Origin of the sequence: Vibrio sp. 10N.286.55.E10, assembly GCF_002872555.1 — a bacterium.
In the GTDB taxonomy this organism is placed as follows: domain Bacteria; phylum Pseudomonadota; class Gammaproteobacteria; order Enterobacterales; family Vibrionaceae; genus Vibrio; species Vibrio crassostreae.
In genome coordinates, this window is the sequence record NZ_MCSD01000006.1 from 103,569 (window position 1) to 129,347 (window position 25,779).

At 45.9% G+C, this 25,779-nt stretch carries 22 protein-coding genes; 18 read left to right on the forward strand and 4 right to left on the reverse strand.

Features of this window, described 5'->3' with window-relative positions:
• Nucleotides 1-82: 82 nt before the first annotated feature.
• On the reverse strand, nt 83-2,644 hold the full coding sequence (locus BCV39_RS05490; protein WP_170960798.1) for a PBP1A family penicillin-binding protein: 2,562 nt from the start codon (nt 2,642-2,644) through the stop codon (nt 83-85).
• Between the two features lie 151 nt (nt 2,645-2,795).
• On the opposite strand from BCV39_RS05490, the gene pilM reads away from it, so the two are divergent.
• The 18 genes from pilM (at nt 2,796) to BCV39_RS05580 (ending at nt 23,487) form a co-directional block, all read left to right on the forward strand.
• A complete protein-coding gene (gene pilM, locus BCV39_RS05495) occupies nt 2,796-3,821 on the forward strand; it encodes a type IV pilus assembly protein PilM (RefSeq protein WP_102433303.1) in 1,026 nt (341 codons plus the stop codon).
• Nucleotides 3,805-4,404 (forward strand): PilN domain-containing protein, encoded by a 600-nt coding sequence (locus BCV39_RS05500; protein ID WP_102433302.1) that lies wholly within the window; start codon nt 3,805-3,807, stop codon nt 4,402-4,404. The genes pilM and BCV39_RS05500 overlap by 17 nt, the downstream gene beginning before the upstream one ends.
• Nucleotides 4,397-5,008 carry a type 4a pilus biogenesis protein PilO gene (gene pilO, locus BCV39_RS05505; RefSeq protein WP_048659164.1) on the forward strand — a complete coding sequence of 204 codons (612 nt, stop codon included), beginning with the start codon at nt 4,397-4,399 and terminating at the stop codon, nt 5,006-5,008. Before BCV39_RS05500 ends, pilO begins: the two co-directional genes overlap by 8 nt.
• Complete coding sequence (locus BCV39_RS05510) at nt 4,995-5,513, forward strand: pilus assembly protein PilP (RefSeq protein ID WP_102433301.1); 519 nt, start codon at nt 4,995-4,997, stop codon at nt 5,511-5,513. Before pilO ends, BCV39_RS05510 begins: the two co-directional genes overlap by 14 nt.
• Nucleotides 5,514-5,572: 59 nt before the next feature.
• Nucleotides 5,573-7,267: a type IV pilus secretin PilQ family protein gene (locus tag BCV39_RS05515; protein WP_102433300.1), complete on the forward strand. Its 1,695-nt coding sequence runs from the start codon at nt 5,573-5,575 to the stop codon at nt 7,265-7,267.
• Between the two features lie 176 nt (nt 7,268-7,443).
• Nucleotides 7,444-7,962 carry a shikimate kinase AroK gene (gene aroK, locus BCV39_RS05520; protein WP_017061125.1) on the forward strand — a complete coding sequence of 173 codons (519 nt, stop codon included), beginning with the start codon at nt 7,444-7,446 and terminating at the stop codon, nt 7,960-7,962.
• 25 nt (nt 7,963-7,987) lie between these two features.
• On the forward strand, nt 7,988-9,076 hold the full coding sequence (aroB, locus tag BCV39_RS05525; protein ID WP_017061124.1) for a 3-dehydroquinate synthase: 1,089 nt from the start codon (nt 7,988-7,990) through the stop codon (nt 9,074-9,076).
• A gap of 79 nt (nt 9,077-9,155) precedes the next feature.
• Entirely contained in the window at nt 9,156-10,673 is a 1,518-nt protein-coding gene (locus tag BCV39_RS05530; protein ID WP_055319910.1) for an AAA family ATPase, read from the forward strand.
• Between the two features lie 69 nt (nt 10,674-10,742).
• The gene (locus BCV39_RS05535; RefSeq protein WP_048659159.1) at nt 10,743-11,588 is read left to right on the forward strand and encodes a Dam family site-specific DNA-(adenine-N6)-methyltransferase; all 846 of its coding nucleotides are present in this window, start codon (nt 10,743-10,745) and stop codon (nt 11,586-11,588) included.
• A gap of 203 nt (nt 11,589-11,791) precedes the next feature.
• Nucleotides 11,792-12,466 carry a ribulose-phosphate 3-epimerase gene (rpe, locus tag BCV39_RS05540; RefSeq protein ID WP_017068835.1) on the forward strand — a complete coding sequence of 225 codons (675 nt, stop codon included), beginning with the start codon at nt 11,792-11,794 and terminating at the stop codon, nt 12,464-12,466.
• Between the two features lie 102 nt (nt 12,467-12,568).
• Nucleotides 12,569-13,255 carry a phosphoglycolate phosphatase gene (locus BCV39_RS05545; protein WP_102433299.1) on the forward strand — a complete coding sequence of 229 codons (687 nt, stop codon included), beginning with the start codon at nt 12,569-12,571 and terminating at the stop codon, nt 13,253-13,255.
• Nucleotides 13,256-13,406: 151 nt separating this feature from the next.
• Nucleotides 13,407-14,423, forward strand: coding sequence for a tryptophan--tRNA ligase (gene trpS / locus BCV39_RS05550; protein WP_016796005.1), 1,017 nt, complete (start codon nt 13,407-13,409; stop codon nt 14,421-14,423).
• A 385-nt stretch (nt 14,424-14,808) separates the two neighbouring features.
• Entirely contained in the window at nt 14,809-17,403 is a 2,595-nt protein-coding gene (locus BCV39_RS05555) for an ExeM/NucH family extracellular endonuclease (RefSeq protein WP_102433298.1), read from the forward strand.
• 200 nt (nt 17,404-17,603) lie between these two features.
• Complete coding sequence (locus tag BCV39_RS05560) at nt 17,604-18,182, forward strand: aminodeoxychorismate/anthranilate synthase component II (RefSeq protein WP_048605375.1); 579 nt, start codon at nt 17,604-17,606, stop codon at nt 18,180-18,182.
• Between the two features lie 464 nt (nt 18,183-18,646).
• Nucleotides 18,647-19,858, forward strand: a complete 1,212-nt coding sequence (locus BCV39_RS05565; protein ID WP_048662993.1) for an aspartate aminotransferase family protein — start codon at nt 18,647-18,649, stop codon at nt 19,856-19,858.
• A gap of 107 nt (nt 19,859-19,965) precedes the next feature.
• Complete coding sequence (gene astA / locus BCV39_RS05570) at nt 19,966-20,985, forward strand: arginine N-succinyltransferase (protein WP_102433297.1); 1,020 nt, start codon at nt 19,966-19,968, stop codon at nt 20,983-20,985.
• Between the two features lie 39 nt (nt 20,986-21,024).
• On the forward strand, nt 21,025-22,482 hold the full coding sequence (gene astD / locus BCV39_RS05575; protein WP_102433296.1) for a succinylglutamate-semialdehyde dehydrogenase: 1,458 nt from the start codon (nt 21,025-21,027) through the stop codon (nt 22,480-22,482).
• A gap of 213 nt (nt 22,483-22,695) precedes the next feature.
• Complete coding sequence (locus tag BCV39_RS05580; RefSeq protein WP_102433295.1) at nt 22,696-23,487, forward strand: DUF1338 domain-containing protein; 792 nt, start codon at nt 22,696-22,698, stop codon at nt 23,485-23,487.
• Between the two features lie 184 nt (nt 23,488-23,671).
• Here BCV39_RS05580 and crp read toward each other — a convergent pair whose 3' ends face one another.
• From crp to BCV39_RS05595, 3 genes are all read right to left on the reverse strand, one after another.
• A complete protein-coding gene (crp, locus tag BCV39_RS05585; RefSeq protein WP_004729651.1) occupies nt 23,672-24,304 on the reverse strand; it encodes a cAMP-activated global transcriptional regulator CRP in 633 nt (210 codons plus the stop codon).
• Nucleotides 24,305-24,545: 241 nt separating this feature from the next.
• The gene (locus BCV39_RS05590; protein ID WP_004729650.1) at nt 24,546-25,415 is read right to left on the reverse strand and encodes a phosphoribulokinase; all 870 of its coding nucleotides are present in this window, start codon (nt 25,413-25,415) and stop codon (nt 24,546-24,548) included.
• A gap of 77 nt (nt 25,416-25,492) precedes the next feature.
• Nucleotides 25,493-25,705 carry a YheU family protein gene (locus BCV39_RS05595; RefSeq protein WP_004729649.1) on the reverse strand — a complete coding sequence of 71 codons (213 nt, stop codon included), beginning with the start codon at nt 25,703-25,705 and terminating at the stop codon, nt 25,493-25,495.
• Between the last annotated feature and the right edge of the window lie 74 nt (nt 25,706-25,779).

Sequence of the window (25,779 nt, forward strand, 5' to 3'; positions counted from 1 at the left end):
GTATAGATATAAAAAAAGGGTTGATATGAATTCATATCAACCCTTTTTGTTGGTTCAACTTACTAGGTTCAACAAACCCTAGCTAGAACAGTTCTTCTACTGCTTCACCTGATGAGGTTGAGTAGATGTCGTCATTGAAACGTTCTGTGATGTACTCGGTTGGCTCAGTGCCTTTTTCGAAGTACTCGAACATTGATGAGCTATCGAACTTATTAGTCAATAAGCCAGTTTCACGGTCGATACGAACACGAACGATGTTCTCCGGAATCTCTTTACGTTCAGCAGGAACACCCGCTAACGCAGTACCCATGAAATCAACCCATGCAGGTTCTGCTGTTTTCGCGCCAGCTTCTGCACCCGTAATTTGGTTCTTACCAAGGTTTGAGTTCGCTTTGGTTCTGCCTAGGTTGCGGTTGTGGTTATCAAAACCAACCCATACCGTTGCAACCATGCCAGGGCCGTAGCCGCTGTACCAAGTATCTTTCGAGTCGTTAGTCGTACCGGTTTTGCCGCCAATATCACGACGTTTCAGTGGTTGTGCACGCCAACCTGTACCGTTCCAACCTGTACCCGCACTCCAATCACCGCCGCCCCAGATGTTGCTGTACATCATTTCACGAACTAGGAATGCGTTCTGCTCAGAGATAACTTGAGGTGCGTATTGAACTTTCGCATCCACGTCTTGCTCTGCAAACTCATCCGCCATTGGATCGGCTGTGATGGTCTGTTTGCAATCTTCTTTACAGACGACTTTTGGTGTCGCTTCAAACTCAGTCTCGCCAAATGGAGTCTCAACGCGGCTGATGTAGAAAGGTTCAACGTAGTAACCACCGTTAGCGAATACCGAGTAACCTTGCGCTACTTTCATTGGCGTTAAGCTACCAGCACCTAGCGCAATAGTTTCAGAGCGCGGTACTTCGTCAATATCAAAACCAAATCGAGTAAGGTAGTTACGAGTATCATCCAGGCCTACTTCGCGTAGTACACGTACCGCCATTACGTTTTTAGACTGAGCTAAGCCAATACGTAGACGAGTTGGACCCACATAAGTCGGTGGCGAGTTCTTTGGTCGCCATGCTGTGCCTTGGCTCTTATCCCATTGGTTAATCGGGGCATCATTGATCAGTGAGGCTAGCGTTAAGCCTTTCTCAATCGCTGCTGAGTAGATAAATGGTTTGATACCAGAACCCACCTGACGAATAGATTGCGTTGCACGGTTGAACTTGTTGTGTACGAAGTTAAAGCCACCCACCATCGACAACACAGCGCCGTTGTTCGGATTCATTGCAACAAATGCGGTGTTCGCATTAGGTACTTGGCTAAGTCGCCATACAACTGGTGTTTCTGATTCTGCAGTCGCTGACTCTTCTGTCGGCTCTTCAGAGACTTCATCGCCTGTAACGGCTTCATGGCGAACCCAGATTTGTTCACCAACAGCTAGAATCTCTTTTGCTTGAGAAGGCGCTGGTCCTTGGCGGTTATCCGTTAGGAATTTGCGTGCCCAGTTCATACCTTGCCATTCGATAGTGCCTTTACCTTGGTTCTTAACCCAAATTTGCGCACTTTTCGAATTAACTGCGGTAACAACAGCAGGGACTAGGTCACCATAGGTTGGTTGAGACTTAAGGTGTTTAACGATTTGTTCTTGATCCCACGCTGATTGCGCAGTCTGCCACAATACTTTTTCAGCGCCACGGTAGCCATGACGCTCATCGTAGCCAAGTAGGTTCTTAATTGCGGCTTGGTTCGCTGCTTTTTGCAGTTTCGAATCAACAGTCGTGTAGACCTTCATGCCTGATGTATAAGCTTCTTCACCGTAGCGTTCCACCATCCAAGCACGTGCAACTTCTGCAACATACGGCGCGCTCAGTTCGATCTCTGCACCGTGGTATTTCGAGATAAGTTCTTCGCTACGAGCGTCATCGAACTCTGCTTGAGTGATGTATTGCTCGTCTAACATACGACGCAATACGACGTTACGACGGTTAGTCGCGCGCTCAACAGAGTAAATAGGATTCATTGTCGAAGGTGCTTTGGGCATACCCGCAAGTGTCGCAATTTCACTCAGTGTTAGATCAGGAAGATCCTTACCGAAGTAAACACGTGCTGCAGCGCCAAAACCATACGAACGGTGACCAAGGAAGATCTTGTTTACGTAAAGCTCCATGATCTCTTCTTTACTAAGCAGTTGCTCAATGTGGATCGCAATGAAGATCTCTTTGATCTTACGCATAATCTTTTTCTCATTAGATAAGAAGAAGTTACGCGCAAGCTGCTGAGTAATGGTACTCGCCCCTTGTTTTGCTGAACCCGACATTGCAACCACGAGTGCTGCACGTGTGATACCGATTGGGTCAATACCAGGGTGCTCATAGAAACGGCTATCTTCGGTGGCAATCAGAGCCTCAACTAAGTGGCGAGGAATCTCGTCATAAGTCACCGGATTACGACGCTTTTCGCCAAATTGAGAGATCAACTTACCGTCTTGACTGAAGACTTGCATCGGCGTTTGGAGTTCTACGTCGCGCAAAGTGGCAACATCAGGCAACTCTGGTTTTACGTAATAATAAAACCCGAAAATTGTACTGACTCCAAGAATCATGCAAATCAATGTAAATATGAATAATCGCTTTATGAACTTCACCGGATAATCCCTGATTAGTTAAGGCTGATAAGCAGCAAACCCTTGTACTCTAGGCTAAAAACTTAGCTTTCGTTTATTAACGCTTATTTAACTAATAATCACAACCCCTAGATAATCAACGAAATGCTTGGCACTTCAGGAGCTAGGTCACATGGGTTCATCATTAATTACAGGTATAGATATAAATCATCACAGCATCAAAGCCGTGGTACTAAAACCCGTGGGGGAGTTGTATGCCCTAGTGGGATACAAAGAGCTGCCGATTTCGGACGACATTTTTACAGCTAACCATACTTTGGAGTATCAGAAAACTGTTAAGAAACTTAAAGAACTTAGGAAAGGACTGCCTTTTGGCTGTCGCAACGTCGCCATTTCGGTACCTGATAACACGGTGATCAGCAAAGTACTACAAATAGAGAGTGAGTTAGAAGACAGAGAAAAAGAGTTTTCTATCTATCAAACCTTCGCCCATCAATCTCCCTTTCCTATCGAGGAGCTGAGTTTAGATTTTGTAAAGCTGGAAGACAAACGATTTGGTAAAGGTTCGACAAGCAGTTATCAGGTGTACGCCACTCGTAAGGAAGTCGTCGATAGCCGAGCGGATACATTAACTAAGGCTGGTTTTAAACCTGTGGTGGTAGATACACAGGCCCATGGGCTGCTAAACATCTGGCAATTGGCTTCGCGCTTGTATCCCGATAAGAATAACTGGTTGCTGGTGGATGTTGGAATCGACCAAACGTCGTTAGGAGTTATCCCGCAGAATTCAGCGCCTTTCTATAAAGACATCGCTTTTGGTACTCAAGATCTTCGCAGCTCGGATAACCCAAGTGATATAGAAGGTGTGTTCGGCACGGCTGAAGATACCCATCAATTCATTGTTCATTTGATTGAGAAGCTCAAGCGCCAATTACAGCTCTATTCATCGGGAAATGCGCAGCAACCTATCTCTGGGATCTGGCTGATGGGTGAGGGTGCGAGTATTCCTATGGTAACCGAAGAGTTAGAGCGCCATTTTCAGCTGAGCTGTGAGTCATTGAATCCTTTGTCTCTGTTTGAGAACAAGGTCGCCAAGAGACGTCGACTGCCAATGGACTGGCAACACTTTGGTATTGCCGCGGGTATGGCGATGAGCGGACTCAAGTGGCAGGGAGAAAAGCATGTTGCATCAAATTAACTTGCTGCCGTGGCGTGATGAGATTCGTGCTCAGCATAAGAAGCGTTTTGTTCATTTGGTTATTCTTGGCGTCATCATTGCGCTTGGTGGGCAATGGGCGGTCGGTAACTACTTTTATGACCAACAAGCCAGGCAGCAAGCGCGCCTCAATTATCTTAATCAATACATCGCTGAGCTCGACCGACAAATTCAGTCATTAAAAGTCGCCGAACAAGAGCACAAAGCCATTCTCACTCGACTTGATGTGGTGGAGTCTTTGCAGCTTGGCCGCAATAAAACCACCGACTTCATGAACCTGATGCCAGAGCTGATTCCTGAGGGCGTGTATGTCGACAAGATAAAGATGAATGGTCAGGAGATTGAGATGTCGGGCATCAGTGACAGTACCGCTCGTCTTGCGACTATGTTGGACAACTTAGAGCGCTCAGATTCCCTGGAAGGGGTCGAGATGCACTCTATCGTTCATAACCGCAAACGCTTCAATAAAGAATTTCAGACCTTCAAGGTCTCTTTTGTGTTTAGCCCTGTCTCTTTAGAAAACACAACCGCGAGCAGAAAAGAGAAGGAGACGCATCATGGCTAACCTTCAAAATAGAATGAGCTTGCAAGATCTCGATGTTGATGAGATCACCGAGTGGCCATTGCTGCCTCAGCTTCTCGTGATTCTGGTGTTGATAGTGTTAATCCAAGGTGTAGGCACTTGGCTTTATGTGTTGCCACTCGACGATGAACTGCAACAGATGAAGCAACAAGAACAAACCTTAAAGACGACCTTGCGAATTAAGGCCAATAAGGTTGCAGCCTTGCCTAAATTGCAGAGTCAGCTGGATGAACTAACCAGTCGCTACGATTACCTGTTAGAGCAGCTGCCTGTTCAAAAAGAGCTAGCCAGTATGTTGGCGTCTGTGAATGAACTCGGCTTGGATAATTCGCTGACCTTTACTCGAATCGATTGGGGACAAAAACAGAACAAGGAGTTTCTCTATCGTTTACCGCTCAATATCGAGCTGACGGGTGACTACCATGAGATTGGTGACTTTTCGGCTGCCATCGCTAAGCTGCCGCGCATCATTAGCTTTGATGATGTGAACTGGCAGCGAGTTAGCCAAGAAAGTAGCACTCTGCACTTTAGGGTTCGAGCTTATACCTACCAGTTTAAATCGGAGGTCAATGATGAAACCCAATAGCGCGCTTTACTCAATCGTGTTGCTGCTTGCACTGTCAGGCTGCAAAGCAAATCAGGATTCACTCCCAGACTTCGTGGCACAGGTTGAAACTAAGGCGAGAAAAGATGTCGAGCAACTTGTCCCAGCAACTGAATTCACGGCGGCGACTTATCAGCGCCGAGCCTTTCGTCCTCCCTTTGAACTTCCTAAAGAAGCCATTGTGCAAAACCAGCCTTTGGTTAAGAAAGACTGTTGGCAACCTAGCGCTCGCTCTCGTAACGGAAAGTTAGAGAAGTACCCGCTGAGCAAGCTTCGTTTAAGAGGTGTAATGGGCAGTGGTTCAAGTGTGTTTGGGCTAGTGCAAACACCGAAAGGCAACGTGGTAAACGTCAAGAAAGGCCAGTTTATCGGCCTAAACAATGGCCGAGTTACTAAGGTGACCAGCCAGTACGTTCAGATTAATGAAACTCTTCCAGATGGCTTAGGTTGTTGGTATAAGCGCAACGTTAGGCTGGCTCTGAAGTAAACCAATGTCACATGATGTGGATATGAGATGTAAATATGATTAAAGGAATAAGTGAGTCAATGAACAAAGGGCTGAAAGGCTTGATGGTGTCTGTGATGTTGGTTTTTAGCGTATTTAGTTACGCAGAGAGCCTACCAAATAAATTAGAGAATATTGATTTTAGGGTTAATAAGGATAAAGACGCCGTCATTATCATTGAGCTAGCGACCAGCACCGCTGTGGTGGATGTTCAACGTGCTCAGGAAGGGTTAAGTATCGAGTTGATCAATACTCAGGTTGATGATGACAAGCTTTACCTACTAGATGTAAAAGACTTCGCTACCTTGGTTGAAGGTATTGAAGTCTATAAAGAGACACCAAGCACTCGGCTTCTAGCGACGATTAGCAATGACTATCAGTATGAATACAATCTAAAGGGACGTTTTATTGAGGTGGTGATCAGCAAACCAGTTATCGATCAAGTGACCAAAGAAAAAAGCGTTCTAGAGAAAGAGGGCAAGCTGATATCGATTAACTTCCAAGACATCCCAGTACGAAATGTCCTGCAGCTGATTGCTGACTATAACGATTTTAACTTAGTCGTATCTGATTCGGTCGCCGGAAACCTCACTTTACGTTTAGATGGCGTACCTTGGCAGCAAGTTCTCGACATTATCTTGCAAGTTAAAGGCTTGGATAAGCGAGTTGATGGTAATGTTATCTTGGTGGCACCTAAAGCGGAGCTCGATCTTCGAGAGCAACAAGCGTTAGAAAAATCGCGTTTAGAAGAGGAGCTTGGGGAGCTTAAGTCGGAAATCATCAAGATTAACTTTGCTAAGGCCACCGATATTGCCGACATGATTGGCGGTGAAGGTGCGGTCAGCATGTTGTCTGATCGCGGTTCGATTACCATTGATGAGCGCACTAACTCTTTATTGATTCGTGAGTTGGAGGAGAACATTACCGTGATACGAGGCATCATTGAATCCTTAGATATTCCCGTGAAACAGGTGCAGATAGAGGCGCGTATCGTGACCGTCACTGAGGGTAATCTTGATGAGCTTGGCGTGCGCTGGGGCGTTTCATCAACCAACGGAAGCTTCACCGTTGGTGGTTCAATAGAAGGTAATCATCCATCACAAATCACACCGTATGACGATGATGGTGGCAACAGTGCGATTGATGACTACCTCAACGTTAACTTGGGGGCGACATCGCCGAATGCATCGAGCATTGCTTTTCAAGTCGCCAAGCTTGGGTCGGATACTTTGCTCGACCTTGAACTGTCGGCACTTCAACAAGAGTCGAAAGCTGAGATTATTTCTAGCCCACGCTTAATCACCACCAATAAAAAGCCCGCTTATATTGAGCAAGGTACTGAAATCCCTTACTTAGAGTCTTCTTCAAGTGGTGCAACGTCGGTCGCATTTAAGAAAGCGGTATTGAGCCTCAAGGTGACGCCGCAGATCACACCCGACAATCGTTTGGTATTGGATTTGAGCGTGACTCAAGATAGACCTGGGCAAGTGGTCAAGACCGGAACAGGGGAAGCGGTAGCAATTGACACGCAAAGAATAGGTACGCAAGTGCTTGTTAATAATGGTGAAACTGTCGTTCTTGGCGGGATATTTCAACACAGCGTAAGCAGCACGGTGGATAAAGTTCCTCTGTTGGGAGACCTGCCAGTTTTGGGTGCATTGTTCCGTCGCAGCTATGAAAATGTGGGTAAAAGTGAACTACTTATTTTTGTCACACCCAAAGTTGTGATTCAGTAATGAACAATTAGATTAAAAATAAAGTTGCATTAGTGGCACCTAACCTTGATAATTTCGGGTCTTATCACGAATTATCTGTGAGGAATCGGTGCCACGGGCCTTTTAATTTCAGTACTTGTACTGACCTACCTTGTGGCGATGTCATTGAATTAACGTTGTAAATTACTGCTAAAAACATGGCTGAGAAACGCAATATTTTTCTTGTTGGCCCAATGGGCGCCGGCAAAAGTACAATTGGTAGACACCTAGCTTCCCAACTTCATATGGAGTTTCTAGACTCTGACACTGTGATTGAAGAGCGCACTGGCGCTGACATCGCATGGGTTTTTGATGTTGAGGGCGAAGAAGGTTTCCGTAAGCGCGAAGAATCTGTAATCAATGATCTGACAGAAGAACAAGGTATTGTTCTTGCGACAGGTGGTGGTTCAGTGTTGAGCAAAGAAAACCGTAACCGTCTATCTGCACGAGGCATTGTTGTATACCTAGAGACAACAATTGAAAAGCAACTTGCTCGCACTAACCGCGACAAGAAACGCCCTCTACTTCAAACAGACAACCCGCGTGATGTGCTAGAAGATCTAGCTGTATCTCGCAACGCACTATACGAAGAAGTGGCGGACTATACAGTTCGTACTGACGACCAAAGTGCAAAAGTGGTAGCCAACCAGATCGTAAAAATGCTAGAAGAACGTTAAGTTCATTTTTTCGGAGAGCAAACCCATGGAACGGATTACGGTCAATCTAGCTGAGCGTAGCTACCCTATCTCTATTGGCGCCGGGTTATTTGAAGACCCGGCGTACCTTTCTTTTTTATCAGGCAAACAGAAAGTTGTTGTTATCAGTAATGTGACAGTAGCGCCTCTTTATGCAGATAAAATTTTATCGCTATTGGATCAAGTAGGCTGTCAGACATCTCTTCTCGAGCTGCCAGACGGTGAACAGTACAAAACCCTTGAAACGTTCAATTCAGTGATGAGCTACATGCTTGAAGGAAATTACAGCCGCGATGTGGTGGTGATTGCTTTAGGTGGTGGTGTAATCGGTGACTTGGTCGGTTTTGCTGCCTCTTGTTACCAGCGCGGTATAGATTTCATTCAAATCCCGACGACCCTTCTTTCTCAAGTGGACTCTTCTGTTGGTGGTAAAACCGCAGTAAACCATCCTCTTGGTAAGAATATGATCGGCGCTTTTTACCAACCGAAATCTGTGATCATCGATACTAACTGTTTATCAACGCTTCCAGAGCGTGAGTTTGCAGCTGGCATTGCTGAGGTGATCAAATACGGCATCATTTACGATGAAGCCTTCTTTGATTGGTTGGAGCAGAATCTAGAGAAACTTTATCAACTTGATGAAGAGGCACTGATCACCGCGATTGCTCGTTGTTGTGCAATTAAGGCTGAAGTGGTGGCTTTAGATGAAAAAGAGTCAGGAATCAGAGCGTTATTGAACCTAGGTCATACATTTGGTCATGCGATTGAAGCAGAACTAGGCTATGGTAATTGGCTACATGGTGAAGCTGTGTCGTCAGGCACTGTAATGGCAGCGAAAACTGCTCAATTACAGGGGCTGATCTCTCAGCAGCAACTTGAGCGAATTATTTCTATACTCAAGAATGCGAAATTACCAATCCATACGCCAGAAAGCATGTCTTTTGAAGACTTTATGAAGCACATGATGCGCGATAAAAAAGTGCTGTCTGGTCAGTTGCGTTTGGTATTACCAACAAGTATTGGTACTGCTGAAGTGGTTGCTGATGTGCCTCAAGACATCATTAAACAAGCGATCGATTTCTGCCGTACTCTTTAAATTTGGTTGTGAGGTTGCCTAGCTAAACTCTAGGCAACTGAAGCGTTTTACTGATCGATCTTATCAGTAGGGATCCCCAATGAGTTTGGCTCATGAATTAAGAGTATTAGAGTTAGAATCTCAAGTTGAGCTGCTAGAGCGCTTACAGCTTTTGACTAACTTTGGTTCAAACCTAGTCACGGTTGCTGGTAAAACTGGCTCGGGCCGTTCTTGGTTAGCTCAGCGTTATCTGGAAGCGTGGTCGACTGAAAAAAATCAGTGTTTACTGCTTTGTCATCCAAGCCAAGACGATCAACAACGCCGCGCGCTTATTCTTAGCCAAATTGTTTCTGATCCCCTGTTTAATCAACATGATTCTTTATCAGATAGCCTGACTAGGTTACTGGATGGAGAGCCGTGTAATGTGGTTATCGTCGTTGATGATGCCCAACGACTTTCTGAGCTATTGGTATCCGAATTATGGATGTTGGTACTAGAAGCTCAATCAAACCCTCAATGGACGATCAATATCGTTCTCTTCTCGGAACCTGGCCACTTAGATACGTTATTAACGCGTTTGAGTTACGGTCAACAACACAAGCCTATCGATCTCGAGATCGATGACCTTTCGCAACCAGAAGCTGAACATTTCTTTGAATCACTGGTGATTCGATATGTTGATGATGAGTCTGAAACTCGCGTGCGACGTGCGTTTAGTAAAGCGCAACCTCTGCCTGGTGAGTTAATGGCTTTAGGAGAATTGAAAGTGGAAAAAAGGATTATTATTCGCTCAATTATTGGCTCACCGATCAATATCGCGATTGTGGTGGCCTTGTTGTTGGTTTTAATTGGTGGTGGGTATTGGTGGATGTTCAGTCAGCCAACACCAGACGATAAAGCGCAGTCGCTTATCGCACCGATTGAACAGACAGCTATCCCAACTTTTGAAGTGGAAAGTGGTACCGAGCAAGCTGGTATCGACGGAATGGTAGATTCTGAAACCGAAGCTGACATGAGTTACCAAGGCGCTGACGACGATAGCTCATCTTTGCCGCCAACTGTCGTTGAAGATACCGCGAGTGTTGGGGAAGTGGAACAAGATCAGCAACGCGTTGTGATCACCTCTGACGTGGTTGATGCTCTGCTTGATGATAAGCCTGAAAGTGCCGATACCAGCGCGATTGATGCGGCTGTTGAGGAAAATACAGAGGCAGCGGCTAGCGCGCAACCTGATGCAGCACAAGCCGAACCACAACCAACAGTTGATGAAGAATCAGATCTAACTGATTCAACACCGCCGACTAAAAAGATTACCTTCTCATTTGCTCGTGAAGAGTTACAAGCTATCTCGCCGCGCGCGTATACCTTGCAGTTGAGTGCGATGACCTCATTGGAGGATGTGCAATCCTTCATTGAAGAATATGACCTTGAGAACAAGGTTCGTATCTACCCAACACTTCGTAACGACACCAAGTGGTTTATCATCACTTATCAAGATTACCCAACGATTCAAGTGGCGCGAGACGCGGTAAGTGCGTTATCAAAACCCCTTCAACAGTTGGAACCTTGGGCAAAATCGATGAATCAAGTGCATCGAGAGATAGAACGTGCGAAATAACCCTGAGCTTAGCCTCAAAATATGTTACATTCCGCAGCCTTATTTTTGAGTTGATAGATAGAGCAGTAAATGAAAAAGCAGCGTGCCTTTCTAAAATGGGCTGGTGGTAAATATGGCCTAGTTGAAGACATCCAACGTCACCTGCCACCTGCTCGTAAATTGGTAGAACCGTTTGTCGGTGCCGGCTCAGTATTTCTGAATACTGACTTTGAACAGTACCTGCTTGCAGATATCAACCCCGATCTTATCAACCTGTACAACCTACTTAAAACCGATCCTGAAACTTATATCACGGAAGCGAAGCGCTGGTTCTGTCCTGAGAACAACCGCAAAGAAGCCTTCTTAGATATTCGCGCTGAGTTCAATGGTACAGATAACGTCATGTATCGTTCGTTGGCTTTCTTGTATATGAATCGATTTGGCTTTAATGGCCTATGTCGTTACAACAAGAAGGGCGGCTTTAACGTCCCATTTGGTTCTTACAAAAAACCTTACTTCCCAGAAGCCGAGCTGGAGTTTTTTGCCGAGAAAGCGAAAAAGGCCACCTTCGTCTGTGAGGGATACCATGAAACCTTTAGCCGCGCGCGCAAGGGCTGTGTGGTTTACTGCGATCCTCCATACGCACCGTTGTCGAACACGGCTAACTTTACCTCATACGCAGGTAATGGCTTTAGCTTAGATGACCAAGCTGCATTGGCGGATGTTGCTGAAAAAGCAGCAATGGAGCGTGGTATTCCTGTTTTGATTTCAAATCACGATACGACACTAACGCGTCGCTTATATCATGGTGCGGAGTTGAACGTGGTTAAGGTGAAACGCACCATCAGCCGTAATGGGGCTGGGCGTAATAAAGTTGATGAGCTGCTGGCGCTTTTCCATAAAGAGAAAAACCAGCAACACACATCAGCGGAATAGTCTGGTCAGAACAGCCGCCAAACTCATTAAATTGAGTGACCAACGGATACTTTCTTAAACTAATCTTTCGAACTGCTAGGATCTGCTTAGGTGCTTAGGTAGAATTGCACACCAAATAGTCTTGGGCTTGAGTCTTGTATTTGTGTATGAGATATCACTAAGACGGTGACATTCGTAATTTACTCACTCTTAAGAGGTTTGGTATGAAAGATTTTCTAATCGCTCCATCGATTTTGTCTGCAGATTTTGCTCGTCTTGGTGAAGACGTAGAAAAAGTACTCGCAGCTGGTGCTGATGTTGTGCACTTCGATGTGATGGACAACCACTACGTACCTAACCTGACTTTTGGCGCGCCTATTTGTAAAGCGCTGCGCGACTACGGTATTACTGCTCCTATCGATGTTCACCTTATGGTTAAGCCTGTGGACAGTATTGTTCCTGAGTTTGCAAAAGCGGGCGCATCAATGATTACCTTCCACGTTGAAGCTTCAGAGCACATCGATCGCACTCTACAGCTAATCAAAGAGCACGGCTGTAAAGCGGGTGTGGTTCTTAACCCTGCAACACCGCTTTCTTGCCTAGATTACATCATGGACAAAGTAGACATGATTCTACTAATGTCTGTGAACCCTGGCTTCGGCGGTCAATCTTTCATTCCTCACACGCTAGATAAACTACGTGCTGTTCGTAAGCTGATTGATGAGTCAGGCCGCGACATTCGCCTTGAGATTGATGGCGGTGTGAAGGTGGATAACATCCGTGAAATCGCAGAAGCGGGTGCAGATATGTTCGTTGCGGGTTCTGCTATCTTCAACCAACCGGATTACAAAGAAGTGATTGATGAGATGCGTGCAGAGCTTGCAAAAGTAAACGCATAATCGTAAAACTACAGATAGATTGAATATTAAGGGGCTCATTGGCCCCTTTTTTACGTCTTATCGCTCAACACATAAGACGAATATAATTAATAGGAAAGTAAGATGTCATTAAGCTCAATAAAACTGATCGCCTTTGATTTGGATGGAACCTTGTTAGACAGCGTGCCTGATTTAGCTGTCGCCGCTGACCAAGCTTGTCAGGAGCTGTGTTTCCCTTCAGTGAGTGAAGAACAAGTTCGCGACTATGTTGGCAATGGTGCTGACGTGCTTATCGGGCGTTCACTCAGCCGTAACCTAACTGTTGATCCAAGCCTAGATCCTGAGCTGCTGAAGAAAGCACGCATCTTGTTTGATGATTTCTACGAGCAGGGCGGCCACAAGCTGAGCCACCTTTACCCATCAGTAAAAGAGACGCTGGCAGAGCTGCATAATGCGGGTTTCACTATGGCGCTTGTGACCAACAAACCATCGAAGTTTGTACCCGACGTTCTGGCGCAACACGGTATCGATAAGTACTTTGTTGATGTTTTAGGCGGCGACTCTTTCCCAGAGAAAAAACCGAATCCAGTAGCGCTGAACTGGTTGCTAGAAAAGCACAACGTTAAAGCGGAAGAGATGTTGATGGTTGGTGATTCAAGCAACGACATCAAAGCGGCTAAGAATGCGGGTTGCTACTCGTTTGGTCTGACTTATGGCTACAATCACGGTGAGCCAATTTCAGCATCAAACCCTGACTATGTGGCGGATAACGTTGCTCAATTACTAGATGTCGTTCTAGTTTCAGCATAAAGCGGACAAAAGTTAGCTAACCCACTAGCAAAATACTTATCAATGAGTACACTGGATGAGCCGCGCAGAAAGAGCTGTGCGGCTTTTCTATATTTAAGTTAAGAAGCTAAGCGTTCAATAAACTTAGCGAATAAGCAAAGGAATTAAAACCATGAGCAAGCCCATCGTATTGAGTGGTGTTCAACCATCTGGTGAACTAAGTATCGGTAACTACTTGGGTGCTCTACGTCAATGGCAACAGATGCAAGATGATTACGATTGCCAATACTGTGTTGTAGACCTTCACGCAATTACGGTTCGCCAAGACCCGAAAGCACTGCATGAAGCGACTCTAGACGCACTCGCAATCTGTCTTGCTGTCGGTGTTGATCCAAAGAAGAGCACGCTATTTGTTCAGTCACACGTACCAGAGCATGCTCAACTTGGTTGGCTTCTTAACTGTTACACGCAAATGGGTGAACTGAGCCGTATGACTCAGTTTAAAGATAAGTCTGCACGTCACTCAAACGACGTAAACGTAGGCCTATACGACTACCCAGTGTTGATGGCTGCAGACATCCTGCTTTACGGTGCTCACCAAGTGCCAGTAGGTAGTGACCAGAAACAACACCTAGAGCTAGCGCGTGATATCGCAACTCGTTTCAACAACATCTACGGTCCTGAAACGCCAATCTTCCAAGTGCCAGAACCTTACATTCCAACAGTGAATGCACGTGTAATGAGCCTGCAAGATGCGACTAAGAAGATGTCTAAGTCGGATGATAACCGTAAGAACGTGATTACTCTGTTAGAAGAGCCTAAGTCGATCATCAAGAAGATCAACAAAGCGCAAACTGATGCAGAAACACCGCCACGTATTGCTCACGATTGGGAAAACAAAGCGGGTATCTCTAACCTAATGGGTCTTTACTCAGCAGCGACAGGTAAAACGTTTGAAGAGATCGAAGCGCAATACCAAGGTGTTGAGATGTACGGTCCATTCAAGAAAGATGTAGGCGCAGCATTAGTTGAGATGCTTGAGCCGATTCAAGCTGAATACCACCGTATCCGTGCTGATCGTGCTTACATGGACGCAGTAATGAAAGCGGGTGCTGAAAAAGCGTCTGAGCGTGCTGCAGTAACACTGAAAAAAGCATACGAAGCAGTAGGTTTTGTTACTCGCCCATAGGGTGAACTAACACGACTCGCTTGAAAATTTGAGCCCAAAGTAGCTTTTGTTTACTTTGGGCTTTTTAATGCCCATTCCATTTACCTTCCTCGAAAACCCCTTGTTTGAATTGATAATTTACGCAGTATCTGACTAGCATATCCATCATATTAATGCTGTGCAGATGATCTTATTCAGCACTTCTGAACTTTATAAATTCATACTCATTTCTATATATGTTGGAAATATATAACGTGCCAAACAATTGATGATTCCAAAGTGATAAGTTCCTCATTTTCTTGCCAACTGACTTATTCCTTTCATAAATAAACCTGATAGTTACCACAAAATACATGACTGCCCATAGATGGCAGTGACTATAAATCAATGAACTCAGGTGAAACGGATGGCTCTTTTACACAAACCTTCATTGCTAGCAGTGGCAATTGGTAGCTTGTTAACCACAAGCGCACACGCTGATTTGTTTATTTCACAATATGTGGAAGGCGGCAGCTACAACAAAGCGGTTGAGATCGCCAATAACGGCGATAGCAGCATTAACTTAGATGGTTACTCACTGGCGAAGTCTGCCAATGGCAACGGATCATGGGGCGCCACTTTACCTTTAGATGGCCACGTTTTAGCGCCCGGTGAGGTGCTTGTTGTTGCTCATACCAGTGCTAGTGATGAGATTAAGGCGGTCGCTGACATTCTAAATGCTTCATTGGCTAATCATAATGGTGACGACCCGCTAGCTATCTTGAATGCAGATGGTTCGGTGCATGATGTTGTTGGTTTGATGGGCGATGTGGACTGGGGCAAAGATGTTACTTTGGTTCGTGCGACACAAACACCTTCTGCGACGTTTGATGCTTCACAATGGGTATCGCTACCAAAAGACAGTATTGAAGGGCTAGGTTCACTAGACAGTGTTGAGCTGCCAGAAGCCTTTACTTGTACAGAAGATGGCTCAGACCCGGTATTTACCACCATTCAAGAGATCCAAGGCGAGGGTGCAACATCACCGTTCATCGATGGCTACCCGTACATCACCGACGATGAATACTTCGTAAAAGGTGTAGTTAGCGCAGTGACTACTGGCCTAACCAAAGGCTTCTATCTGCAAGCGATTGAGGATGACTTCAATTCAAGTACCTCTGAAGGTCTATTTATTCACACTAACCAGTCAAGCTCAGATTTAGTTGCGGGTGATGTGGTGTGTGTGAAAGGTAAGGTTCAAGAATACTACAGCCACACTCAGCTTAAAGTTGAAAACAACCAATGGCTAAAGCAGGGCGAACAGCAATCCCCTGAAGCGACGGCGATTGAAGCGCTAGACAGTGATGAGAACTTCGCTGCAACGCTTGAACGCTACGAAGGCATGTTGCTGAAAACAACCGAAGCGCTTGATATGCGAGTGACGCGTACCTTCGGTTATGACTACGCAGGTCGTCGTAACAACATGGTATTAGCCCATGAGCGTATCAACATGCAGCCGAACCAGCTTTTTGCTGCCGGTTCTGATGAAGCGAAACAACAAACAGAAGACAACGCTGATCGTCGCCTTTTCGTTGAAACGGATCAAAAAGCGGGTGACGGACAAGTTCCTTTCTACCCAGATTTTGGCCGTACCGACATCGACCAAGATGGTTCGACCGAAGACTACATCCGTATCGATGACACCATTGTCGGCCTAGAAGGTGTGTTGACTTACAGCTACGGTGAATACCGTTTAATTGCGACTAACCAGATCTCGGCTGAAAACTTCGTTCGTAACGACCCACGTACTGACAAACCAGACATGGATGAAGGTGACCTGCGTATTGCGACCTTCAATGTATTGAACTACTTCAACTCTCCATTTGGCGGTGACGCGAACCAGCACGGCAACAACCGTGGCGCGAACACCATCACTGAGTTTGAAATGCAGCAAGAGAAGATTGTGAACGCGATTCTTCGTCTAGACGCTGACATCATTGGTTTGATGGAAATTGAGAACAACGGCTTTGGTGAAGGTTCAGCGATTCAACAGCTTGTTAACCAGCTGAATGATCGCATTGAGCGTAAGAAAGACCGTTATACGTTTGTCGCTGTTGATTCAAATGAAGATGGCGTAACCGACGAGATGGACTCGATTGGTACTGACGTAATCACAACGGGTGTTATTTACCGTAAGAAGGTAGTTAAGCTAAAAGACAGCCGCGTTATCGCGATGCCAAGCCAACAAGCACCAGAGGTGTTAGACGATTCAGGTAAGGTGATTGAGGACGGTAAGAACTACCAGCGTGACTCATTAGCGCCAACTTTCAAGGTCAAAGGTACCAAAGAGAAACTGACCGTAGCGATTAACCACTTTAAATCTAAAGGCTCTAAGTGTTGGGAAGATGCAGCACCGGTTGAACAGGGTGGTCAAGGTGGTGTTGATGCCGACAAGCAAGGCTCATGTGAGAACTTCCGCGTAGCTGCGGCGGTGGCACTGGGTGAAGCGCTCGATGGTATCAAAGGTCACAAAGTGATCCTGGGTGATATGAACTCGTACGGCATGGAAGATCCAATGCTGGTGCTAACGGATTACTCTGAAGAGAAATACGGTAAGCAAATCAAAGCGGCTCGTAACACTTACATTGATGGTGTTGAACAGTTTGGTGATAACGGCGCGGTGATTACTAAGAACTACGGTTACATTAATGCTGTGGCTCAAAAGCACCCAGACAGCTGGAGCTACTCATACAATGACGAAGTGGGCGCACTGGATCACCTGTTGATCAGCGACAGCCTGAAAGACATGGTTGTGGATGCAACTGACTGGCACATTAACGGTGGCGAATCGACGTTGTTTGACTACAACGAAGAGTATAAAGGCGATCTGCCTAAGTACCAAGATCACTTCCGTTCATCGGATCATGATCCTGCGGTTCTTGAGCTCAGAGTCGGCGGTTCATTCGGCTTGGGTGCATTGATGTCATTGTTTGGTCTAGCAATGTGGCGTCGTCGCAAGTAGCTAAATCGTAAGTAGATTGGCAAGCCATACAAGCAAGCCAATTCAGGTAACTTAAGGCTATCTGTAAACAATTAAGGTCAACTTAGGTTGGCCTTAATTATTGGCGAAATGCAGTTTCCACTTGCCTTTCGCTATGGGTATTGCACAATACCGCCCCTATATCTCCCAATCCTTTAGTATTTAGCAAACGATTTCGACCCATGTTACTTATCATCGATAACTACGACTCCTTTACCTATAACTTGTATCAGTATTTCTGTGAGTTAGGGGTAACTGTAAAAGTTGTTCGCAACGATGAGATTGATATTGCGGGCATCGAAGCGCTAAATCCTAGTCATCTTGTTATCTCGCCGGGTCCTTGTACACCGGATGATGCGGGCATTTCTCTACAAGTCATCGAACACTTCGTTGGTAAACTGCCGCTCTTAGGAGTGTGTCTTGGTCATCAAGCCATTGCCCAAGTGTTTGGTGGTGAAGTGGTGAGAGCCAGACAAGTGATGCACGGTAAAACCTCTCCGATACGCCACAATGGCAAGAGTGTTTTTCAGGGATTGAACAACCCATTGACCGTGACACGTTACCACTCACTAGTGGTGAAAAATGGCACGCTACCAGATTGCTTTGAACTGACGTCTTGGACGGAGTTTGAAGATGGCAGCATGGATGAGATCATGGGTTATCAACACAAAACCTTGCCGATTGATGCGGTGCAATTTCACCCTGAATCGATTAAAACAGAGCAAGGACACCAACTTCTCGCTAACTTCCTAGCACGCTAAGTGTTTAAATTTGACCCTTTCTCCGCCTAAATAAGCCAGTTAAACCTGTCAGCCCATTCGTTAAGCGTTTAAATTCGGGCTTTACGCGTCTCTCTCCCTCTGACGCCGATCACTTTTTATAACATTTCTCTCTCGCTTCGCTAAGTTTTTAGCCTATGCAAAATTATTCGCGTTATTTCCTCTCGAACCCTATATACCGCTGTGCCAGTAAGGCTTTGCTATTACTAGTCATACGTTTAGGTAAAAAAAGCTTCATAAAACAGATTAATTGATGCATAAATAGTCATAGGTAGTGACGTTTAGCTGGTTGTGAGGGATGGCTAAAGAATAATCTACTATTGAAAAGGTTAATTAAATGTAAATATAATGCTGCAGCGGGATTATGGCGAGACAAAATATCTTTGTCTCACTTATGAACCATTACGCTTATTTGCGAAGCTTGCGGTATCGAGAAGGAATGTACGATGACAGTGGAAAATAAAGTAGAACGTAGTCTGTTTAATGAGGTGATGGTGCCTTGTTATAACCCAATGGAAATGATCCCAGTAAAAGGGGAAGGCGCACGCGTTTGGGACCAACAAGGCCGAGAGTATATCGACTTTGCTGGTGGTATCGCTGTGAGCTGTTTGGGTCACTGTCACCCGGCAATGGTTAACGCAGTTACTGAGCAAGCAAACAAGATTTGGCACCTAAGTAACGTGATGACCAACGAACCTGCACTGCGTCTAGCGAAAAAGCTAACCGACGTATGTTTTGCAGAAAAAGTATTCTTTGCCAACTCTGGCGCAGAAGCGAATGAAGCAGCATTGAAGCTAGCTCGTCGTTGGGCGGCGGATGTTCACGGTCCTGAGAAATCTGAAATCATTGCATTCAAACAAGGTTTCCACGGTCGTACTTTCTTTACCGTAACGGTTGGTGGTCAAGAAGCTTACTCTGATGGTTTCGGTCCTAAACCGGGCGATGTGACTCACCTGCCTTACAACGATATTGCAGCGCTAGAAGCGCACATCTCTGATCGTACTTGTGCAATCATGATGGAACCTCTGCAAGGCGAGGGCGGTATCATCTCTCCAACGTCTGAATTCGTGAACACGGTTCGTGAACTGTGTGATAAACACAATGCACTGCTTATCTTTGATGAAGTGCAAACGGGTAATGGTCGTACCGGTAACTTTTACGCTTACCAAGGCCTAGGTGTGACACCAGATATTCTAAGCACGGCTAAATCTCTAGGTGGTGGTTTCCCTATCGGTGCAATGCTTACGACCACTGAACTCGCGACACATCTAAAAGTTGGTACGCACGGTTCTACTTACGGTGGTAACCCACTGGCGTGTGCTGTTGCTGAGGCGGTTGTTGATGTGGTTAGCCAACCTGAAACATTAGCTGGCGTGAAAGAGCGTGAAGCTCTGTTCCGCGATGGTCTAGCTAAGATTAACGACAAGTACCAAATCTTCAGTGAAGTTCGTGGTAAAGGCCTACTACTAGGTGCTGCACTTAACGAAGAGTGGCAAGGCCGTGCACGTGACGTATTGGTAGCAGCAGGCGAACAAGGCTTGATGGTACTGGTTGCGGGTGCAAACGTGGTTCGTTTCACGCCATCACTGGTTATTACTACACAAGAAATTGAAGAAGGCTTATCAAAACTAGACAAAGCAATCGCTACGCTAGTTTAGCCTGAGCGGCGTCATAGGAATGATCGCCAATAGAGCGCTCCCATGACGTTCTGCTAAAGGCCCAAGCTTCTGGTTTTGGGCCTATTTTGCATCTGGAGGGAATATTGATGCTAGTTGTTCGCCCAATAAAATTATCTGATTACGATGCGCTGCATACCTGCGCGGTTGAATCTGGTCACGGATTCACATCTCTTCCGGTTAACGAAGAACTGTTAACTAACCGTATTACTCACTCTGAATACAGCTTTGCCAAGCAAAACGTGACTGAGCCCGGTGACGAAGGCTACCTGATGGTTGGCTTCGACACAGAAACCGGTGAAGTTGCGGGTACGACTGGCATTGAAGCCTCAATTGGCTGGGATGTCCCGTTTTATTCGTACCACATCAGCAAAGTGGTTCACTCATCGCAAAAGCTTGGCGTGAATAACGTCGTGAAGCTACTGACTTTCGGTAATAACTACACAGGATGCAGTGAGATCTGCACATTGTTCTTGCGCCCAGCTTTCCGTGGTGGATTGAATGGTCGTTTGATGTCGAAGTGTCGCTTCCTGATCATGTCTGAGCACCCAGAGCGTTTTTCGAAAACGATTTTTGCTGAGATGCGTGGTGTATCGGATGCAGAAGGTAATTCTCCTTTCTGGCAATGGCTGCAAGAGCATTTCTTCTCGATTGATTTCACGCTTGCGGATTACCTAACCGGTATAGGTAAGAAAGGTTTCATTGCTGACCTAATGCCAAAGCTACCTATCTACGTGAACCTATTGAGCAAAGAAGCTCAGGCGGTGATTGGAGAGGTTCATGACAATACGCGCCCTGCACTTAAGTTGTTGGAACGTGAAGGTTTCACTAACCGTGGCTATGTCGATATCTTTGATGCAGGCCCAACGGTTGAGTGTGATCTAAGAAACATCGAATCGGTGCGTCACTCAATTAGAGCACAGGTTCAAATTGCAGAGCATTCTAGCTCTAAAGACTTCCTAATTGGTAATACCTCGTTTGAGAACTTCCGCGCAGTAGCCGCGAAAGGTGCGTATGACCAAGCAAGCGACACAGTGATTTTATCATCTGAAGTAGCGAGCGCTCTTGAAGTAAAAGAAGGCGAATTTGTTCGCATGTTGGCTCAGTAAGAGCGGCGATTATCTGTCGAAGATTTTAAGGATAGAAGTATGACTCAGTGGATAGCAGGACAGTGGGTGGCAGGTCAAGGTGACGCCATGACATCAGTAAGCCCATACAACAATGAAGTAGTGTGGCAGGGTGATAGCGCAACACCAGCGCAGGTTGAATCTGCAGTAGCAGCAGCTCGTGAAGCCTTCTTGGTTTGGAAAAAATTGAGCTTTGCAGAGCGTGAAGCGATCGTGTTGAACTTTGCTGAGAAGGTAAAAGAGAACAGCGAAGAGATTGCACAGATTATTGCAAAAGAGACGGGTAAACCGATTTGGGAAACTCGCACTGAAGCGGGCGCGATGGCGGGCAAGATCGCTATCTCTATTCGTGCATACCACGAGCGTACTGGTGAAGCTTCGCGTGAAGCGGCAGGTAACCAAATCGTACTGCGTCATCGTCCATTAGGTGTTATGGCTGTATTTGGCCCTTACAACTTCCCAGGTCACCTACCTAACGGTCATATTGTTCCAGCTCTGCTATCGGGCAACACCGTAGTATTCAAGCCTTCAGAGCAGACACCTTGGACGGGTGAATTCGCAATGAAGCTATGGCAAGAAGCGGGTCTTCCTGCTGGCGTAATCAACCTAGTGCAAGGCGCTAAAGAGACAGGTATCGCACTGGCTGATGCTAAAGGTCTTGATGGCGTGCTATTTACGGGTAGTGCGAATACTGGTCATATCCTGCATCGTCAATTCGCGGGCCAACCGGGCAAGATGCTGGCACTAGAAATGGGCGGCAACAACCCTATGGTGATCAGCGACCAATACGGTGATGCAGACGCAACGGTATACACTATCATCCAATCGGCGTTCATCAGTGCGGGTCAGCGTTGTACATGTGCTCGTCGCTTGTATGTGACTGTTGGCGAGAAGGGCGATCTGCTTCTAGATAAACTGGTCGCAGCTACGCAAAAGATTCGTGTCGATCAGCCATTCGCTGAACCTGCACCTTTCATGGGCCCTCAGATCTCTGAAGCTGCAGCTAAATTTATTCTAGACGCGCAAGCTAATCTGCAATCGTTAGGTGGTGTCAGCCTAGTAGAAGCAAAAGCGGGTCAAGCGGCGTTTGTTTCTCCGGGTATTATCGATGCAACCAACATTGCTGAACTGCCAGATGAAGAGTACTTCGGCCCATTGCTGCAAGTGGTTCGTTACCAATCGCTAGAGCAAGCGGTTGAGTTAGCTAACGACACACGCTTTGGTTTGTCTGCTGGCTTAGTATCAACAGATGATTCGGAGTGGGAATACTTCGTTGACCATATCCGTGCGGGTATTGTTAACCGTAACCGCCAGCTAACAGGCGCAAGTGGTGATGCACCATTTGGTGGCCCGGGTGCTTCAGGCAATCTACGCCCAAGTGCTTACTACGCGGCTGACTACTGTGCTTACCCTATGGCTTCAATGGAAGGCGGTGAAACTCAACTGCCAGCTACGTTTAGCCCAGGTATTGAGCTTTAATTTAGGCTAATGAGTCTTAGGCTCATTGGTTAAGCTTGAAACAGGGAAGTGGTGTTATCGCTTCCCTTTTCCATCACGTCCGACACCTAGATTGGGCGGTAGATAATAATAGAACAAGTATGTCACAGGCTGATGGCTGCTGACTCTGTGTCTCAGCCTCTCCCTTTCTAATCCAAATTACTAGCTTGCTAGAACCTCTGACAAGGAGTCACCATGACGCCCGATCTACTCTTTAAATCACTATGGGACGATTACATTCACAGGCTGTGTCCATCGGCTGAGAAAGTGCATCACTTGCTGAAAGAAGATGAAGCGCTGATCAACGACCATATTGCACTGCGTACTTTTAATGTTGCCCCTCTCGGTATTGAAACACTAGCTAAGCCTTTCCTTGAACTGGGTTACAAGGCGTGTGGCGACTACCTGTTTGAGAGCAAGAAGCTAGTGGCTAAACACTACGAGCACCCAGACCCGAAGCAGCCAAAAGTGTTCATTAGTGAATTGAAGGTCGAAGAGTGTTCTAGTGAATTACAACAGATCGTTGCTAAGTTAGTTGAGCAGGTTGATGCAAGCAAGCTTCAAGGTCATGAGTTCTTGTTTGGTGGTCGCCAATGGGATTTGAGCCTCGCTGATTTCCAAGTACTAGCTAAAGAGAGCGAATACGCATCTTGGCTAGCGGCTCATGGATATGGTGCAAACCACTTTACGGTAAGTGTGAACCAGCTGAATAACTTTGATGAAGTGCAGGCGGTGAATGACTACCTGAGCGAGTCTGGCTTTACTATCAACGCATCTGGCGGTGAGGTTAAAGGCTCTCCAGAGGTCTTATTAGAGCAATCATCAACAATGGCAGATAAAGTCCCAGTTTCATTTGTTGAAGGCAATGAGATGATTCCTGGTGGCTTCTATGAGTTCGCTAAGCGTTATGCGATGGCCAATGGTGATCTTTATACCGGATTTGTCGCGGCATCAGCTGACAAAATCTTTGAAAGCACCAACGGTTAAAGAAAGATACGAGCACGGGCTTTGCCCTAAAGGTGCGGGTACGCTTCGCATCGAGAGTGTTTGCGCTGGGACGCGGTAGGTCCTCTATTCGCATCTCGCATCTGCTCTCTGGATCTTAAGAAAACAAAAAAGCCACCAAATTTGCATTTGGTGGCTTTCAAATTTTTGGCTCAGTTAATCGAGATTAACGAGTGCCGTATACCACGATAGTTTTACCGTGTGCAGAAATTAGGTTCTGCTCTTCAAGCATCTTCAAGATACGACCTACTGTCTCTCGAGAACAACCAACGATCTGGCCAATCTCTTGACGAGTGATCTTGATTTGCATGCCATCAGGGTGAGTCATTGCATCTGGCTGTTTCGCTAGGTTAAGTAGCGTTTGAGCGATACGACCGGTAACGTCAAGGAACGCTAAGTCACCAACCTTTTGGCTAGTTACTTGTAGACGGTTTGCCATTTGCGCTGAAAGGCGCATCAGGATATCTGGGTTCACTTGGATAAGTTGACGGAATTTCTTGAAAGAAATTTCAGCTACTTCACAAGGAGATTTAGCACGAACCCATGCAGTACGCTCTTGGTCTTCTTCGAAAAGTCCAAGTTCACCGATGAAGTCGCCTTGGTTTAGGTAAGAAAGAATCATTTCCTTACCTTCTTCGTCTTTGATAAGAACAGCCACAGAACCTTTAACGATGTAGTACAAGGTTTCTGCCTTTTCACCAGCATGAATCAAAGTACTTTTTGAAGGGTACTTATGAATATGACAGTGTGAAAGGAACCACTCTAATGTTGGATCGGTTTGAGGTTTACCTAGAACCATAATATCTCACTTCCTCTGCAGGGTATGCTTGCCGCTTTCCGTATTTTAGCTAAGCCTGAATTGACTCAGTTAGGATAAGAGCACTCGTTGAGTGCTGCAAGCTATCTTGTGTTTCGTTTAAGAATAGTATCCTTTTTCAGGTACTATTTCTTGATTTTAATCGTGACCAAGCTACGATTTTTTACGCAAAATTGTGCACATGATCACGGTATGAAAAGTAATCAACCAGAATGTCGTTTTGTTAACCTATTTTTCCGGTTTCGATTAGTTGTTGTAGAATTGGCCTTACAATGAGCTCCATAGCAAAACTCATCTTGCCTCCTGGCACCACGAGCGTGTTATGACGTGACATAAATGAGCCATCAATCATAGCCAAAAGGTAAGGGAAATCGACGTTTTTGATGCCGCGCAAACGTATAACTACGAAGCTTTCGTCTAAACTTGGAATCCCCTTGGCGTTAAGTGGATTCGATGTATCTACGGTAGGGACACGCTGAAAGTTGATATGAGTACGCGAAAACTGCGGGGTAATGTAGTTAAGGTAATCATCCATTGAGCGAACAATAGAATCCATCACCGCTTCGCGAGAGTGCCCACGATCGCGTGTGTCACGAACGAATTTCTGGATCCACTCCAAGTTTACGATCGGTACCATGCCGATAAGCAGATCGACGTGTTGCGAGACGTTAATGTCGCCATCGACTACGCCACCATGAAGGCCTTCGTAGAACATCACATCCGAGTTTTCAGGGATCTCTTGCCATGGCGTAAAGGTGCCGGGCATTTGGTTGTAAGGAACGGCTTCATCGAAGGTATGTAGATAGCTACGGACTTTACCCGTGCCTTCATTTCCGTATTGACGGAAGAACTCTTCTAATGCGCCAAAATCGTTAGCTTGTGGACCAAAGTAGCTGATGTGCTTACCTTGCTCGCGCGCCTTACGGATCTCGACATCCATCTCTGGTCGAGTGAAGCGATGGAAACTATCCCCTTCAACCCAAGCTGCCTTCACGTCCATCATATTGAACATTTTGCGGAAGGCTTCTGAGGTAGTGGTGGTGCCGGCTCCAGATGAACCCGTCACCGCAATAATTGGATGTTTAGCGGACATGACAACCCTTGTCTTTTGAGTAACTTACTTGTTAGCAATCGTTTACAACTATAACACGGCTCCTTTATGAGCGCAGCTTAGAAGCGTTTTGTGACTTGAATATCAACGGTTTCATGCAGCTCAGAAAACACGATGCTGACTTCCTTTGAGGCTAATTGATGTTTCACTTGGTCAATTTTGTTTTGCAGTGAAACCTCTACGTCACCGTAGTCTGTGCCTTCACGTAGCACGAATTCTTTAATGAGGTTTTCCAGCGTTTCTGGTGCGATGTCTTGCCATGGGATGATCATAAATACTTCTCTCTTTTATGTTCATAAATAGGTTTATTGATGTGTTGATTAGTGTGTCTAGCGACGCCTATCAC

What these genes read in the sequence shown, in the direction of transcription:
- pilM (WP_102433303.1), top strand. Translation starts at nt 2,796, where the DNA reads ATGGGTTCATCATTAATTACAGGTATAGATATAAATCATCACAGCATC.
- BCV39_RS05500 (WP_102433302.1), top strand. Translation starts at nt 3,805, where the DNA reads ATGTTGCATCAAATTAACTTGCTGCCGTGGCGTGATGAGATTCGTGCT.
- pilO (WP_048659164.1), top strand. Translation starts at nt 4,397, where the DNA reads ATGGCTAACCTTCAAAATAGAATGAGCTTGCAAGATCTCGATGTTGAT.
- BCV39_RS05510 (WP_102433301.1), top strand. Translation starts at nt 4,995, where the DNA reads ATGAAACCCAATAGCGCGCTTTACTCAATCGTGTTGCTGCTTGCACTG.
- BCV39_RS05515 (WP_102433300.1), top strand. Translation starts at nt 5,573, where the DNA reads ATGAACAAAGGGCTGAAAGGCTTGATGGTGTCTGTGATGTTGGTTTTT.
- aroK (WP_017061125.1), top strand. Translation starts at nt 7,444, where the DNA reads ATGGCTGAGAAACGCAATATTTTTCTTGTTGGCCCAATGGGCGCCGGC.
- aroB (WP_017061124.1), top strand. Translation starts at nt 7,988, where the DNA reads ATGGAACGGATTACGGTCAATCTAGCTGAGCGTAGCTACCCTATCTCT.
- BCV39_RS05530 (WP_055319910.1), top strand. Translation starts at nt 9,156, where the DNA reads ATGAGTTTGGCTCATGAATTAAGAGTATTAGAGTTAGAATCTCAAGTT.
- BCV39_RS05535 (WP_048659159.1), top strand. Translation starts at nt 10,743, where the DNA reads ATGAAAAAGCAGCGTGCCTTTCTAAAATGGGCTGGTGGTAAATATGGC.
- rpe (WP_017068835.1), top strand. Translation starts at nt 11,792, where the DNA reads ATGAAAGATTTTCTAATCGCTCCATCGATTTTGTCTGCAGATTTTGCT.
- BCV39_RS05545 (WP_102433299.1), top strand. Translation starts at nt 12,569, where the DNA reads ATGTCATTAAGCTCAATAAAACTGATCGCCTTTGATTTGGATGGAACC.
- trpS (WP_016796005.1), top strand. Translation starts at nt 13,407, where the DNA reads ATGAGCAAGCCCATCGTATTGAGTGGTGTTCAACCATCTGGTGAACTA.
- BCV39_RS05555 (WP_102433298.1), top strand. Translation starts at nt 14,809, where the DNA reads ATGGCTCTTTTACACAAACCTTCATTGCTAGCAGTGGCAATTGGTAGC.
- BCV39_RS05560 (WP_048605375.1), top strand. Translation starts at nt 17,604, where the DNA reads ATGTTACTTATCATCGATAACTACGACTCCTTTACCTATAACTTGTAT.
- BCV39_RS05565 (WP_048662993.1), top strand. Translation starts at nt 18,647, where the DNA reads ATGACAGTGGAAAATAAAGTAGAACGTAGTCTGTTTAATGAGGTGATG.
- astA (WP_102433297.1), top strand. Translation starts at nt 19,966, where the DNA reads ATGCTAGTTGTTCGCCCAATAAAATTATCTGATTACGATGCGCTGCAT.
- astD (WP_102433296.1), top strand. Translation starts at nt 21,025, where the DNA reads ATGACTCAGTGGATAGCAGGACAGTGGGTGGCAGGTCAAGGTGACGCC.
- BCV39_RS05580 (WP_102433295.1), top strand. Translation starts at nt 22,696, where the DNA reads ATGACGCCCGATCTACTCTTTAAATCACTATGGGACGATTACATTCAC.
- crp (WP_004729651.1), bottom strand. Translation starts at nt 24,304, where the DNA reads ATGGTTCTAGGTAAACCTCAAACCGATCCAACATTAGAGTGGTTCCTT.
- BCV39_RS05590 (WP_004729650.1), bottom strand. Translation starts at nt 25,415, where the DNA reads ATGTCCGCTAAACATCCAATTATTGCGGTGACGGGTTCATCTGGAGCC.
- BCV39_RS05595 (WP_004729649.1), bottom strand. Translation starts at nt 25,705, where the DNA reads ATGATCATCCCATGGCAAGACATCGCACCAGAAACGCTGGAAAACCTC.